The organism is Acetobacterium carbinolicum (genome assembly GCF_047456275.1).
Taxonomy (GTDB): Bacteria; Bacillota; Clostridia; order Eubacteriales; family Eubacteriaceae; genus Acetobacterium; species Acetobacterium carbinolicum.
This window is the reverse complement of record NZ_CP173357.1, coordinates 2,767,530-2,781,976: the sequence shown is the minus strand read 5'-3', so window position 1 is coordinate 2,781,976 and position 14,447 is coordinate 2,767,530. Positions and strand designations below refer to the sequence as shown.

At 41.1% G+C, this 14,447-nt stretch carries 15 protein-coding genes; all 15 read left to right on the top strand.

Annotated features, from left to right (window positions below):
• Positions 1-4: 4 nt before the first annotated feature.
• A complete protein-coding gene (locus ACIZ62_RS12880; RefSeq protein WP_414150312.1) occupies positions 5-343 on the top strand; it encodes a hypothetical protein in 339 nt (112 codons plus the stop codon).
• The gene (locus tag ACIZ62_RS12875) at positions 340-759 is read left to right on the top strand and encodes a DUF6751 family protein (protein ID WP_347412775.1); all 420 of its coding nucleotides are present in this window, start codon (positions 340-342) and stop codon (positions 757-759) included. Before ACIZ62_RS12880 ends, ACIZ62_RS12875 begins: the two co-directional genes overlap by 4 nt.
• Entirely contained in the window at positions 759-1,097 is a 339-nt protein-coding gene (locus ACIZ62_RS12870) for a minor capsid protein (RefSeq protein ID WP_414150311.1), read from the top strand. The genes ACIZ62_RS12875 and ACIZ62_RS12870 overlap by 1 nt, the downstream gene beginning before the upstream one ends.
• Complete coding sequence (locus ACIZ62_RS12865) at positions 1,094-1,519, top strand: chloramphenicol resistance protein (protein ID WP_414150310.1); 426 nt, start codon at positions 1,094-1,096, stop codon at positions 1,517-1,519. The genes ACIZ62_RS12870 and ACIZ62_RS12865 overlap by 4 nt, the downstream gene beginning before the upstream one ends.
• A gap of 4 nt (positions 1,520-1,523) precedes the next feature.
• Positions 1,524-2,033, top strand: coding sequence for a hypothetical protein (locus ACIZ62_RS12860; protein ID WP_414150309.1), 510 nt, complete (start codon positions 1,524-1,526; stop codon positions 2,031-2,033).
• A gap of 11 nt (positions 2,034-2,044) precedes the next feature.
• Complete coding sequence (locus tag ACIZ62_RS12855; RefSeq protein ID WP_414150308.1) at positions 2,045-2,446, top strand: DUF6673 family protein; 402 nt, start codon at positions 2,045-2,047, stop codon at positions 2,444-2,446.
• Complete coding sequence (locus tag ACIZ62_RS12850) at positions 2,443-3,036, top strand: Gp15 family bacteriophage protein (protein ID WP_414150307.1); 594 nt, start codon at positions 2,443-2,445, stop codon at positions 3,034-3,036. The genes ACIZ62_RS12855 and ACIZ62_RS12850 overlap by 4 nt, the downstream gene beginning before the upstream one ends.
• A gap of 208 nt (positions 3,037-3,244) precedes the next feature.
• Positions 3,245-6,097, top strand: a complete 2,853-nt coding sequence (locus tag ACIZ62_RS12845; protein ID WP_414150306.1) for a peptidoglycan DD-metalloendopeptidase family protein — start codon at positions 3,245-3,247, stop codon at positions 6,095-6,097.
• A gap of 92 nt (positions 6,098-6,189) precedes the next feature.
• Entirely contained in the window at positions 6,190-6,738 is a 549-nt protein-coding gene (locus ACIZ62_RS12840; RefSeq protein WP_414150305.1) for a hypothetical protein, read from the top strand.
• Positions 6,735-9,071 carry a phage tail spike protein gene (locus ACIZ62_RS12835; RefSeq protein ID WP_414150304.1) on the top strand — a complete coding sequence of 779 codons (2,337 nt, stop codon included), beginning with the start codon at positions 6,735-6,737 and terminating at the stop codon, positions 9,069-9,071. Before ACIZ62_RS12840 ends, ACIZ62_RS12835 begins: the two co-directional genes overlap by 4 nt.
• A gap of 24 nt (positions 9,072-9,095) precedes the next feature.
• Positions 9,096-11,324 (top strand): hypothetical protein, encoded by a 2,229-nt coding sequence (locus ACIZ62_RS12830; RefSeq protein WP_414150303.1) that lies wholly within the window; start codon positions 9,096-9,098, stop codon positions 11,322-11,324.
• A gap of 49 nt (positions 11,325-11,373) precedes the next feature.
• Positions 11,374-11,811 carry a phage holin family protein gene (locus ACIZ62_RS12825; protein WP_347412785.1) on the top strand — a complete coding sequence of 146 codons (438 nt, stop codon included), beginning with the start codon at positions 11,374-11,376 and terminating at the stop codon, positions 11,809-11,811.
• Positions 11,808-12,845: an N-acetylmuramoyl-L-alanine amidase gene (locus tag ACIZ62_RS12820; RefSeq protein WP_414150302.1), complete on the top strand. Its 1,038-nt coding sequence runs from the start codon at positions 11,808-11,810 to the stop codon at positions 12,843-12,845. Before ACIZ62_RS12825 ends, ACIZ62_RS12820 begins: the two co-directional genes overlap by 4 nt.
• 48 nt (positions 12,846-12,893) lie before the next feature.
• Positions 12,894-13,649, top strand: a complete 756-nt coding sequence (locus ACIZ62_RS12815; protein WP_414150301.1) for a DNA adenine methylase — start codon at positions 12,894-12,896, stop codon at positions 13,647-13,649.
• 195 nt (positions 13,650-13,844) lie between these two features.
• Positions 13,845-14,231, top strand: a complete 387-nt coding sequence (locus ACIZ62_RS12810) for a hypothetical protein (protein ID WP_414150300.1) — start codon at positions 13,845-13,847, stop codon at positions 14,229-14,231.
• Positions 14,232-14,447: the final 216 nt, after the last annotated feature.

Genomic DNA, 14,447 nt, shown 5'->3' with positions numbered 1-14,447 from the left:
CATCATGTCCTATGTCGATTACACTTATTACACAGGCACTTATGGAGGAAAGCTGGTAAAGAATGAAGATTTCATTCGGCTTTCCTCTAAGGCTGCGGCCTATGTGAACATGATCACTCAAGGGCGCATCGGTTCTAATGTTACTGATACAATAAAAATGGCAATCTGTGCTGTGATGGATGAAATGTATAACCAGGAAAAGGGGCCTGAAATTGCAAGTGAGTCAAGTGGAAAAGAGTCAAGATCCTATGTCGCATCCGGGAAATCAAACAATCAAAAACTGTATGAAGAAGCTAAACCCTGGCTGGTTAATACCGGTTTACTGTATCGAGGCCTGACATGATTTCAAATGCCGATATGACCATTTACAACAAATATTATGACCGCAATTTAGGCCACGACGTCTATTTACGGTCATATCTTTATAGTGTCAACTGGCAGGGATCTCGGGCTGTGACGGTAAATGATAAGGGTTTGCAAACTGCTGACTTTACAGAGGTTTTTACTTACCCGGACTCCGCTATTAATAAAACATACATCAAACCAAAAGCATGGGCAAATTCCGACGAAAAGGAACTGTATTTCACTTTCAATGCCGGGGATATTATAGTTAAAGGAATCACCGATTTTAACCTAACTGGAGTAAAACCCTATAATCTGGAAGGGTTGAAAAATACCCGGGATGATGTATTGACCATTGTGTCGGTAGTGGATCTGACAGACACTGGCTTGCCTCACTGGGAGATTGGAGCGAAATAATGAGCAAAATGACACGGGTGAAGATAAGTATTGATTCATCGGATAGGATTCTATTAAAGCGCAGACTCAATAAAGGTGGCGATATTAAAAAATTCTTTACGCATGAAGTAAGGAGGTTAAGTGACAAGTATGTGCCAATGCGTCAAGGTCCATTAAAAAATACGGCTATTGAAAAATCTGATGAAATTCAATATATCCAGCCTTATGCCAGACGCCATTGGTTTGAAAATAAAGGCAAAGGCTTACGAGGGAAACAATGGTGTTTGCGGATGTGGTCGGATCGTGGGCCGGAGATTGTTCGATCAGTCGCAAAAAAGGCAGGTGTTAAAGTAAAGTGACAATTATTAAGTACATTCGTGATTTTATCAAGACTTGTCCTCATCTGGACGAATTTCACCAGGGGATTGGGGTTGATTATCTACGAGAGGATGCTACAGCTTACATGATTGAAAGTGTGCCGGTGGATCCCATTGTTAAGAAGTTTATGGATGGCGGTTCCATCCGGCAATTTGCTTTCAATTTTTCCAGTCGGGAGGTTTACGGCTCTGATGTTCTTGAAAACATCGAAAACATCGGTTTCTTTGAACACTTTTCAGAATGGCTGGAAGAACAAACAGATTCCCGAGTATTACCAGAACTTGATGCCAGGCGAATGCCATTATCTGTTCAAGCAACTACTCCGGGATATCTGTACAACAATGAATTGGACAAAGCACAGTATGTTATTCAGTGCAATTTTAAATATAAACAGGAGGCTTGAATAAGTGAGTGAAGTATTAGTAAAAAGAAGTGATAAGCTGGCGTTTTATGGTGTGCCAGCGGCGGGTGGTGGGACTATTACCTATCACCGGATGAGAGGATTTACAGAATCCAGTACAAGTAAGAATGCGAAAGAATACAATCGACAGTATGTTGATGAAGATTCTGAGCGATCCGATGTCATCGCATTTAGTCCGGCCATGTCATATGGGTTTGACCAGTATCTTGAAAATCCTGTGCATGATGATATTGTCGCATTGACCGATAGTGAGACCTTGGGTACAGCAGCGATTCGTTCGATTATAATTGTTGATTTGACGGATTCAACCGCCACTGGCGAAGTCACAACCTATGCGGCAAGAAAGCGTGATTTTGCTGTTATTCCTGACAGTGAAGGGGATTCGACGGATGCTTATACCTATAGTGGCAATCTGAAAGCTAATGGCCCCATTACTAAAGGGACGGTTACCCTGGATGCAGAGAAGAAAATCGCAACATTTACTGCAGCGGTGTAAGGAGGAAAACAATGATTGAAATTAATGGTGTTGAACTGGAACTGGATTTGATGGATGCGGATGTTCTTGATTCGCTTCAGGATGCGCTTGAAAATCTTCAGGATGAATCGGTTGAGAGTGATAGAGTCGGTGATTTGGTGCGGCAGCCGTGTTTGACCATCAATAAATTTTTTGATGCTGTTTTTGGTGAAGGCGCAGCAGAAGCAATTTTTCAAGGAGGGATGAATCTTACAAATCATCTTGATGCATTTGTTAAAGTCGTTTCCGAAATTGAGAAGGCACCGGAAACAATCAATGGCCAAATGGATAAATACCTAAAGGTTGTCAAAAAGAAACCAGCGCCTGTAAAACCGATGGATCATCTGCCTAAAACACGCCCGGCAACCAAGAAAAAGTTTACTGCGGCAAAATGAATCTTTTGACTGAACCCCCAGTTCAGTATATTGAGTTGGAGGGAATAGATTATTTGGTCAATGCTGATTTCAGACTTTTTATCGAATATGAGATGATTGTGCAAGGCCCCGGTACAATTGAAGAAAAAGGTTCAAAGACGCTGCAACTGGTTCAGCGTTTTTTTAACGGCCACAATATTGTTGATCAGGCGCTGGCAGTTGAAGCCTTTCTCTGGTTTTATCAGTGTGGTGAAGAGAATAGAAGTATTAAGAAAAGCGAAACGGAAACAGCTCGGCGGCAACGTCCGGTTTATTCCTTCGAGGTAGACGGTGCTCTTATTTATGCAGCTTTTCTCGATCAGTACCGGATTGATCTGGTAAATATCGACTATCTGCACTGGTGGGTGTTTCGTTCGTTAATGTCGGCACTGAGAGAGGATCACGAATTTAAGAAGGTCATGGGCTATCGTGCTATAAAGATTGATAAGAATATGACGGCCGAACAGCGCAAAGCTTTTCGGAAATTAAAACAGCTATATCGGCTGCCTGATTATCGGTCAGAAGAAGAAAAAGAAATTGAATTTGCAAATAGTCTGGATGCCTTAATTTAGGTGGTGATAACAATTGAAAAGAGAGTAAAATGCCCATATTGCGGCTATGAAATGCCGATTATCTATAACGAAAATTCTGAGAGTAAAGGGTTGTTCGTTGTATGTAAAGGGCGAAAGTGTAAGAAGAAGTTTGAAATCAGAATAAATAAAGTCAAGTAGTGCCTGAGATGCCGATGACTCAAACCAGTTAAAAGGTGGTGAGAACGCATTGGCAGATGGCAAAATTATTATTGAAACTGAAGTTGATACCAGTGGGGTCGAGAAAAGTACCAAAAATCTAAAATCTCAGGCAGCTTCACTGGCAGCTGAATATCGCAAAGCTGGAATGGATCAGTCGCAGGCAATGTCAAAAGCCTGGGCAGAAGTCAGAAAATCCAGCAGTCAGGGTTCAAAACAATTAATTGATGATCTAGACCGAGTGGGCAAATCGTCTGAAGGGGCAGGCAGTCGGCTTTCGGAATTAGGACAAACCGCAATGAGCGGTTTAAAAGCGGTTGGTGGTGCCATTGCGGCGGCTTTTGCCGTCGAAAAAATAGTTGAGTTTGGTAAGGCGGCCATTGAAGCTGCAGGATCAGCTAAAGCGATGGAGGCTCAGTTTACGCAGGTATTTGGTGATCTGGAACCGATGGCCCAGGATGCGATTGATAAGATGGCGGACAAGTTCGGAATGGTTTCCAACCGCTTAAAACCTTCAATGTCGCAAATGACATCAATGTTTAAAGGCCTGGGTCTTGATACTGAAGCTGCCATGCAAAAGGCGAGTGATGCGGTGACATTGTCTGCTGATGCAGCAGCGTTTTATGATATTGCCTATTCCGATGCAAACAGTGCCTTAACGTCATTTATCAAAGGGAACTATGAGGGTGGCGAGGCAATTGGTATTTTTGCTAATGATACCCAAATGGCCCAGTTTGCCATTCAAAAAGGTTTAGTTGAAACGACCGCCGAGTGGTCAAATTTAGATGAAGCAACCAAGCAGGCTACCCGGTTAGAATATGCCCAGAATATGCAAAATTTGGCTGGTGCTACCGGGCAAGCTGCGCGCGAGTCAGACGGATTAGAAAACCAATTGGGTAATATTAACCAGGCCTGGACCGATTTTTTGGCCATTGTCGGCGGTCCCGTTTTGGGGTTAGCGGTTGAAACGCTAAAAGGTCTGACATCAGGATTGCAGTTGGCTGGCGATGGGTTTAAAACGCTTCTTGAAAATGCCAAGAAACTTGACTTATCAGGCGTCGCAAAAGAGCTTTCCCCATTTGGCACAGCATTTGAACGGGTTAAAATAGCGGCTATTGACGCTTTTGACGAGGCCAGGAAGAAGGTTTTTGAAATTATGCCGCAAATTATTGAAGCGGTGCAGCCAATTCTGGCAGCGTTTCAAAACCTTTGGGAAAATGTCAAGCCGGTGTTTTTATATCTGGTACAAGTCCTATATGAATCTGTTATTCCAGCATTATCAGCTTTATTTGCGGCTTTCATGGAGGCACTGCCGGGAATTATTAATTTTTTGACTCCGGTTTATGAGGTCATTTCCAATCTGATTTCTTTTATCTGGAATATCATTGGTATGATTGTGGCCATTTTCCAGGGGGACTGGTCAACGGCCTGGGAGTTTGCTGGAACGGCAGTTAAAAATGTTGTTGATACGATCGGATCCATTCTAAATTTTCTCTGGAGTCTGATAACGGGGATTTTGAGCAATATCAGCAATTCAATTTCAGCATCCTGGAAAAGCATTACTGATACAACCAAAAATGTTTGGGATGGGATCATAAATCTGCTTCAAAATGCTTGTCTAGCGATCTATGACAATACCATTGGAAAAATGATTGAACTCGTCGAGGCAGTCACAGAACATTGGGATGAGATTAACACGGCGACTAAAACAAAATGGAGTGAAGTCAAGCAGGCGATCATTGATATTATTTTTTCACTTCCCGCAAAGCTTTATGAAGCTGCAACGAGTATGATCTCAGAGATTGTCCGGGGGATTAAGGAAACTGCTTCTAATGTCTATGATGCCGTAACCGGGCTGGTTAATGATATTCTGACCAAGTTTAAGGAAGGGCTTGGAATCGCATCGCCATCAAAAGAACTGTTTGAAATTGGAAAGTGGATGATCAAGGGACTGATTAATGGTCTCAACGGAGATTCATTGATTGCATTTGTCAACAAAATGATTGAAGAAATCAAAACGGCGTTTGCTGCAGGTAATTTTAACCTCAAAGCCGCAATTGATTTTATTGGTTCAGGGGCATTGGAGTTTTTTAAAAGCATTGGAATTGGTGGAGCATCCATGGGTGACTTAACTGCGCCAGTTAGTGGATCGGTAACCAGTGGATTTGGATACAGGGATGATGTTGGGGATATCGGTACAAAAGATCATATGGGCATTGATATTGGTGTACCAGAAGGAACACCTGTCGGGGCCGCGGGTTCGGGAACGGTCGTACAAGCTGGCTGGAATGGTGGTTATGGCTATTCAGTAATGATTGATCATGGCAATGGGCTTGAGTCTTTATATGGACATCTTTCTGAAGTATTGGTCAGCGTGGGTGATTTGGTAACTAAATTGCAAACAATCGGCTTGTCCGGAAATACTGGAAACTCTACCGGGCCTCACCTTCATTTCGGATTGATGCAGGATGGAGTCTGGATTGATCCATCCGCTTTGTTTGGCTTGGCAACAGGAACGAATCGGGTTCCTAAAACTGGCCCTTACCTTTTGCATAAGGATGAAGCCGTTGTTCCGAAGAAATATAATCCTGCTTTAACAGGTAATGATAGTCTGATTGAAAAACTGCTGGCCGCTGTGACAGCTGAAAATATTCGGTTTGGTGATAGTATGGTTTTCAAATCCTCGGTTAATCCGATCCGACAGGCTATTTCGCAGACATCTTATGAATCCAAGCTTGATTCAATTAATGAAACACTGGATGCGCTTTTAAATAAAGACAGTACTCTGGTATTGGATACCGGGGCCCTGGTTGGCGGGACGATTGCTCAGTTTGACAGTAAATTTGGCACAATAAGGGCAAGAAAGGATCGTGGACAGTTATGAAATTTGACATATTTTTAGATGATATCAGCCTAAGTGAAAATTATGGATTGAGGGTTTTGAAATATTCAATATCACCACCGGTGGCCAAAACGATGATAATCGATATCCCAGGGACTTCTGATTATTTTGATTTGACAGAGTCGATTTCTGGAAATGTGGAATATCAGATGAGAACAATAAAAGTAACGGCTGATCTGCGATTTTCAAGGGATCAGTTTTTTTCGGTATTTAGCGGTTTGTCAAATGCTATAACCGGGAAACGTACGAAAATTAAATTCTCCTGGGACCCTGATTTTTATTGGATTGGCCGGGTTGAGTTTTCAGACTGTACTAATATTCTGGGCTATGGTGGGCAGATTGAAATGATAGCGACGGTTGAACCATACAAATATGAAATCAATCAACAATATCCGGTTGCGTTAACGCTTCCTCAAACGGTTACCTTAGTTGGGCTACATAAGCATATTTGTCCAGTGTTTTTATGTTCAAATGAGATGACTGTCGAATATTTAGGGAATACCTATTCTTTAAATACCGGTGAGAACCAGATTCTTGAAATTTTTCTTGGTCCGGGAACTCATGAATTGAATTTTTCGGGAACTGGAACAGTGACAATAGATTATCGGGGAGCTTCTTTATGAAACTGACTTATCGAACGCATGTGGAAAATCTAGGATGGAGAAAATGGGTCGAGGCTGGCCAATTAAGCGGGACGGTTGGAAAGGGTCTGCGAATTGAAGCAATTGAAATTAAATTTGACGATTTAAATGGTCTTGACTTAAATATTGCATATAAAGCGCATGTGGAAAACATTGGTTGGCAGGATGTGGTCACCAATGGTTCAACTGCAGGGACAACAGACGAAGGCTTGCGTTTAGAAGCGTTAATGATTTCATTGTTTGGTGCTGATGCAAATAAATACAGCATCTGGTATCGGGTTCATATTCAAAATATTGGCTGGCAGCAGTGGTGCAAAGATGGAGGGGTAGCCGGAACTGAGGGTCAGGCACTGCGGGCCGAAGGGCTTCAGATTCTGATTCTTGAAAAAGGAAAAAATCTCTATCGTTCGGAGGATCCCGGTGCTGTTATGAATACAGTGTACCGGTCTCACGTTGAAAACATCGGTTGGAAAGCCTGGTTTAGAAATGGTCAGGCATCTGGAACAGTGGGACAGGGGTTACGACTGGAAGCAGTCGAAATAAAATTAACAGAAACACAGGATTATAATTTAGGAATTCGTTATCGATCACATGTTGAAAATCTTGGATGGATGGATTGGGTGCATGATGGTCAAACATCCGGGACGGTGGGACAAAGTCTTAGGTTGGAAGCCATAGAAATTCAATTGACTGGTTTTGATGCCAGTAAATTTAAAGTGATGTATCGTGGGCATATTGAAAACTCTGGGTGGACGGACTGGGTCGAAAATGGTGCGAGGCTGGGAACAACAGGGCTTGCTTTAAGGGCAGAGGCGATCAGCGTGATTGTCATCCGGGATATTGATAGCATAAATGAGAACATTTCAAATGAGATTGTCAATAAAGCACCGTATATTCAAGTTTGGGCGGTTGACTTTCCAATATCGGAATACCTGATTCATGATATTAGATCCAGGGAACTGGTGACGGAAATGCAGCTGACTGAAGAGCTTAATAAAGTGGCGAGTCTTCAGTTTAAAATTAACCCTAAGCATAAATACTATCATGATCTGATGAAAATGCGAACGGTGATCAGAGTCTTTGCTATTAATACCAATAAGGAGCGAGAACTGTTATTTGAAGGTCGGATTTTGGAGGATGACCGAAATTTTTATAACGAAAAAATGGTTATTTGTGAAGGTGAGTTGGCTTTTTTACTGGACACAATCCAAAGACCAGCTGTATTTGAAAGTCAGCCGATTGAACAGTGGTTGACTGCAATCCTGAATAATCATAATTTAAACGTCACACAAGACAAGCATATTTATATGGGTATTGTCACAAAGCTTGATAATACCTATGATGATCTGCGAAAAAACGATTATATTAATACCTTTGAGCTGATGAAGACGACATTGCTTGATAATATCGGTGGAATTATCACAATTGAACATATTGGCGGTTTGCGATTTCTTGATTTTCGTGAGTCGATGGGGCGGGTTAATACGCAAGTCATCCGCTTTGCCAGAAATCTGCTGAATTATCAGTCAAATGAGTCTGCAAATGGATTAATAACGGCTCTGATTCCTGTTGGAAAAACAATTGATGGAATCAAAGTCAATATTGAAAGTGTGAATGATGGATCTGATTATATCTATAATGAAGAAGCCGTTAATCTTTATGGCTGGATTTTTGGCTATCAGGAATGGAATGATATCGAAGATCCGCAGCGATTATTGGAACGGGGAATTGACCATCTTAATAATCTTGTGAATCTTAAAATCAATCTAGAGTTAACGGCGCTAGATTTGTCTTTGGTTAATGTCGATATTCAGAAAATCAATGTTGGCGATTCGGTAAGATGCATTTCAAATCCGCATGGAATCGATGAGTTTTTTCTTGTTACAAAAAAGGTCAGAAACTTTCAGGATCCAGCAAAAGACAAGTTGATCCTAGGTGATGCGTCGGCTGGTGTTACCCAACAGATGTATGATGATAAACAGTATCTCTTGAAGAAAATTGCGGCAATTAACAATGACCGAAAAGCCTGGATAGAATATGGAAATTATCCTTTCGATTTGACTGGAGTAAATGTTGTATTTCAGCGAGAACATACCATGCCTCCAGTTGTGAATGTATCTATTTTGAAGAATATTGATGATGTTGGTGGGGGCACTGAAACGGCAAAGGATATTGTTGTTACTACGGATTTGGTCATTCAAAGAAATGATGAGGGCCTGATTCTATACACTGGTTGTAGTTTGAAGTTTACCGGGACATTGAGTGATCCCAGTAATTGGTATGTAAGTGTGCAAATAATTGGGACATATGTTTAATGAGAAAGAGTGGTGTTGAATTTCATGTCTTTAACTTATCAGGCTTTTGCACTTCATGACTGGCAGGTGAATTTTAACGCTGCTGCTATCGCCTCGGCAAATTCAATTTCGGATCAGTCACTAAAAATATGTGGTAGTTTTCGGGCATATAATGATTATATTGGCTTCATTTGGAAAAACACGGACACAAAGAATCATGCGATGTTCAGGCATGAAAAAGTGACAGATTTTGCTGATATTATCATTGATTTTGATGTCAGCTTTACTGGTGCTGTAAAGCCCTTTGATGCTGCCATAGAAGACAAAGCACCGGCTTTGGCAGTCTATTATAGTGATGGAACGATCCTGACACATTTGTTAAGGGACTCAATGACCGGCAGCAATCACTATCATATTGATTTTAGTCATCTGTTTGAGCGAAGAATGGTAGAGAATCCTGACTATGATCCCAGCGATCCGGAGTCGCAGCCATATGTTTTGCAATTATTTCCACTTCCAACTACGGGGATTGAAACGGTTGTTATGGCGATTGTGCCAACATATTATGACTATACAAATGTAACTTGTACCGGCCGTTTTGATGAATTTACAGTTTTGTTTTCAAATTATACTGTCACTGGGGGATTCACGACAATTGATGATTACGAACGTGAGACCCATTTTTTTCGTGTTGCTGAAGGCTATGATGACGAATGTTTCAGAAATCCCCGGAATCTGCTGATGTTTAACAGGAAGCTCGGATATCGAGACGTTATCAATTTGTACATCGGTGCGTCACATTATTATGAGAAGGTGGGCATTGCTGGAGCGGATAGTGAGGACTATAACAATTTTAAAGTTGTGGAATCAAAGGGGCTGTGCCTGGCATTTTCCGAATGGCTTAAATGCTTATGTTACTACATGCCGCAGTATGGCTTTAACCGGTTGATTGTCTCAATTTCTATGGAAAACTTGCACATCCCGGAAAAATGGCAACAACTGTTTTATGACAAGGAGTCTGCCTGTTATAAGGCCGGGCGTACTGGTTGGGAACCACCGACATTCTTTTTCAGTCCAACCAATCAGGAAGCAAGGATTTATTATCAGCGTATCTGTGAAGAATCATTGGATATTGCGATTAGTTACCTGGGGAGTCAGAATGTGACATTACAGCTTGGAGAACCCTGGTGGTGGTGGCAGGAATTTATGCCGGGGGATGTCAGTATACCTTATCCAAACAGACCCCCATGTTTTTATGATCAAGCCACAGTTGCCCTTCATTTAAGTGAACTGGGCAGGGAGATACCAGTCTTTGATACGTCCAGTTTTGAATTAACAAGTAAAAATATTGAAACGGCAAATTGGTTGGGAATGAAGCTTGGTGATTTTTCGGATTTTGTCAGGCGTATTGCAAAGGATAAAAACGTCAAATACACAATTTTATTTTTCCCGCCATCGGTTTTGGATTCAAAACGGGTTCCCAAAGGCATGATGTATGCAAATTTTGCCAGACAATATTGGAAATTCCCAAACCTGGATTTTATCCAAATTGAAGACTATGATTGGCTCATGACTGAAAACAAGTCGCATCTTTCGGTTTTTAAATTTGCTTTGAAACAGCTAAACTATCAATTTGTCAAAGCCAATTATTTTGCTGGTTTTGCATGGGCAGAGTATCAGGAGCCAATTGAGGTTAAACCTTACAAAAAAGAAACTACGATCAGTATGGTGCCTGGTGGAGTTTCAATTTCAGCGACAAATGAAGCAGCTTATTTTAATGTAGTTTCAGACCAGTCTATTTATAATGAGCTGCAGATTCGATCAGAAACATTTTCTTCAGGTGATGTGATCTATATTAAGAACTCAGGAACAGCCTATTTAGCAATTTCAGCGGTTAACAGCACATGGGGATTCACTTATTTAAGTGGTGGAATGAATATGGCACCCTATCAACCTTATATTATGAAATGTGTTTACAATGGGTGGGGAGCGGATACGATGTGGAGTACTTATCTTGTTTCTGATTACGGTTATGATGGCTCGGTAGCAGCAAAAGTGATTGATCCGGAGGACAATAACGATAAGTCAAGATCAGCTTATGAGGGTCAATGGAAAAAGATTGAACGTGCAGCTAATAAAGGAATTACCTTGGGTTTTTCAGATGTGTTTATCTGGGCGGGAACACAAATAAGACGTGACGGTTACAGTCTCAGGAAATTTATGGTACCCGAAATAGTTGATGACATTGACATTCGGTTTATCAATAAAAAATGAGAATATCAGCTTTGAGGCTGATTTTTTTTGCAAAGGAAAGGATGAAACAATGAGATATTTAATTGACAGCCCGATTTTATCGGGTATTTTTACGGCGGTTATTGGCTTTTTTACCTGGTTGTTCGGAGGTTGGGATACACTGATGAGCGTGTTGGTATCGCTGATGGCATTGGATTATCTGACGGGTTTAATGGTAGCGTATCAGAATAAAGGATTGTCCTCATCGGTTGGATTAAAAGGATTGTTTAAAAAGATGGCTGAGTTGGTCGTGGTTATGGTGGCCGTTCAGATTGATATTGCCACCAATCAAGGCGGGGCATATTTTAAAAACATCGTCTGCCTGATGTTCATTGCCAATGAAGGGCTGAGCATCTTGGAGAACACCGGTAATTTAGGTGTTCCCCTCCCGGAAGCACTGACCAAGGCATTAAAGCAGATAGAAAATAAAACAGAAACACAAAATGAAAGTGAGGGTGAAATAAAATGATTGAAAAAGTAAGTGTATTATATGCAGGACATGTCCAGGATTTTGGAGATCTGGCCATCGTAAAGGATGGTCAATTATGCGGTACCGAAGGGAAAGAAAAACGGCTGGAATCAGTCAGGATCTTTCTGGAAACCGCTGCAAAATTGGGGATTGAATATGAAACCCACGTCCAGAATATTGGCTGGGGGCCAACCAGAAAAAAAGGTGAGGAATCCGGTACCAAGGGCGAAGGGAAACAGATCGAAGCGATCCGCATCCGCTTAACCGGAGACGATGCCGAGCGCTATGATGTCTTTTATGGCGTCCATATCCAGAACATCGGCAATATGCAATTTGCTAAAAATGGAGAATCAACCGGGACCGAGGGCAAGGGATTACGCATGGAAGGACTACGAATTATTGTTGTCGAAAAGGGTGTAGAGCTAAGAATTGACACGCTGGATAAGTTTGTTAAATATGTAAAGCCCGCTGAACCAGCTCCCGTCCCTGCTCCTGCAGCACATCCAAGAAAATCCGGTAATGGTTATCTTGCCGTTGGCCATGGCATTTCTTCCGATGGCGGCTGGGATTCAGGCTGTGTCGATGGTCCATATACAGAGGCCGGTTTGATGCTGCCAATCGTCAAGGTTGCGGTGGCATATCTGCGTCAATGGGGCTTAACGATCACGACTGATGCAGATTATAACAACAATAAAAACATGCTGGCCACTGTTGCAGAAGCCAATGCCGTTGGAGCCGACTTCTATGTTTCAGTCCATTGTGATTACAATGCAGCTCCCAGCGGTACCCTGCCAATCATTTACCCAGGCAGCGCCGATGGTGAACGTTTTGCCAATGCCATCAATGCATCGGTCACCGCCAGAATGGGCGTGGGAACCCGTGGCGTTATGCAGCGTGATGATTATGAGGTTTCCGGAACTGATATGAAAGCCTGTATTTTTGAAACAGGTAGCATCCGTAATGATATTAATAAACTGTTGGATGCCGACAAATACGGTTTCGCATTGGCCCAGGGAATTTTTGATGGAATTTAGTTTTCAGGCCACCTACGGGTGGCCATATATTATTTATTAGGAGGAAAAATGAATAGTTTTATACCATGGATTGGCGGGAAACGCCTGTTAAGAAAAACAATAATTGATATGTTTCCAAAGGATTTCAATCGATACATTGAGGTCTTTGGTGGTGCCGGATGGGTTCTCTTTGCAAAAGATAAACATGCCGATCTGGAGATTTATAACGATTTTGATGGTCAGCTTGTCAATTTGTTCAGGTGCGTGAAGTTTCACCCGGATGAAGTTAAAAAAGAAATTACCGGAGTTCTCAATTCCAGGGAGTTTTTCGATGACTTCAAATCTCATCTGGATATGCGAGGATTAACCGACATCCAACGGGCCGGACGATATTTCATGATCATCAAAACATCATATGGAGCAGACAGAAAGACCTTTGGTGGGACTAAGAAGAACCTCTATAAAAGCACAGACTATCTGAGTGAGATCAGTGATCGGCTAAATGGCGTCGTGATTGAAAACAGAGACTTTGAGCGAATCATTAAGGTTCATGATCGGCCCGGTGCGCTATTCTATCTTGATCCCCCGTATCATGGGACAGAAAAATATTATCAGACCGGATTTGGTGATGCAGATCATATAAGATTGAGAGATTGCTTGAAAGAAATCAAAGGAAAGTTTATACTGAGTTATAACAATGATGATTTTGTCCGGGAGTTGTACCAGGGTTTTAACCTGATTGAGATAAGCCGGAGAAATTCACTGCTTGAGCGATACGATGAGAAAGATAAAGAATACAAAGAAGTAATAGTCACGAATTACTAAAAATCTACCTTATATTAAAGGGCCTTACGGTGTGGGGGCTTTTTTGTATGATGTAGCCGTTTTTGGATTGGTGTTATGATATATAGAGGAAAACATTTTCGTAAAAGAATCTTTGAAAAATGAAATGATTGTTGCCTTTAGATAATTATTAGTGTATGCTAGTTTAAACTAAGTACATAATATTGGAGGAAAAATATGAGTTATGTTGATTTTTTTACCAAAGATACCTATAGAAGTTTATACAATAATTTTAAAAATGAACCTTTAGTCGAAGCAATTTTTAATTTCGTTTTTTGTGATACTAGTGCTGTTAATATGATTACTTCGACAAAAAATGGACGTCCAGCTTTGGAGGGGATTCTTTTTGAAGTAGAATTATTTTTGCAGATTGCTGTTGATTATAATATTAACTCACTGCTTGATAATAACGTCCCGAGTGATAGTATAAAGCAATGCATTGGAACAATGGTAAAAGATGTAATGGAATTATATGGATATGAAACTGAATTTAGCCCGTCAAGAGCTTTGCCTATAAACGGAGGTAAGTTTATAAAAAATGCGTCGAGATACAAAAAATTATAGTCGAATAAATCTAAAATTATTTATGATTGATTAAAATAGCAACAGTAAGAAATGGAAAATAATGAAGCTCCAATTGTCGCCACTTTTTGTGGCGCCTTTTTATAAAACGATAACCTTATTTTTAGAAAAAAATTGACTTTTTGATTGGTAAGATGGTAATGATATGGGATGATAGAGAGATGAGATAGTCACGAATTACTAAGAAATTAACTTAAA

Coding starts and splice junctions, on each gene's coding strand:
- ACIZ62_RS12880 (WP_414150312.1), top strand. CDS start 5: ATGTCCTATGTCGATTACACTTATTACACAGGCACTTATGGAGGAAAG.
- ACIZ62_RS12875 (WP_347412775.1), top strand. CDS start 340: ATGATTTCAAATGCCGATATGACCATTTACAACAAATATTATGACCGC.
- ACIZ62_RS12870 (WP_414150311.1), top strand. CDS start 759: ATGAGCAAAATGACACGGGTGAAGATAAGTATTGATTCATCGGATAGG.
- ACIZ62_RS12855 (WP_414150308.1), top strand. CDS start 2,045: ATGATTGAAATTAATGGTGTTGAACTGGAACTGGATTTGATGGATGCG.
- ACIZ62_RS12850 (WP_414150307.1), top strand. CDS start 2,443: ATGAATCTTTTGACTGAACCCCCAGTTCAGTATATTGAGTTGGAGGGA.
- ACIZ62_RS12840 (WP_414150305.1), top strand. CDS start 6,190: ATGATAATCGATATCCCAGGGACTTCTGATTATTTTGATTTGACAGAG.
- ACIZ62_RS12835 (WP_414150304.1), top strand. CDS start 6,735: ATGAAACTGACTTATCGAACGCATGTGGAAAATCTAGGATGGAGAAAA.
- ACIZ62_RS12830 (WP_414150303.1), top strand. CDS start 9,096: ATGTCTTTAACTTATCAGGCTTTTGCACTTCATGACTGGCAGGTGAAT.
- ACIZ62_RS12825 (WP_347412785.1), top strand. CDS start 11,374: ATGAGATATTTAATTGACAGCCCGATTTTATCGGGTATTTTTACGGCG.
- ACIZ62_RS12820 (WP_414150302.1), top strand. CDS start 11,808: ATGATTGAAAAAGTAAGTGTATTATATGCAGGACATGTCCAGGATTTT.
- ACIZ62_RS12815 (WP_414150301.1), top strand. CDS start 12,894: ATGAATAGTTTTATACCATGGATTGGCGGGAAACGCCTGTTAAGAAAA.
- ACIZ62_RS12810 (WP_414150300.1), top strand. CDS start 13,845: ATGAGTTATGTTGATTTTTTTACCAAAGATACCTATAGAAGTTTATAC.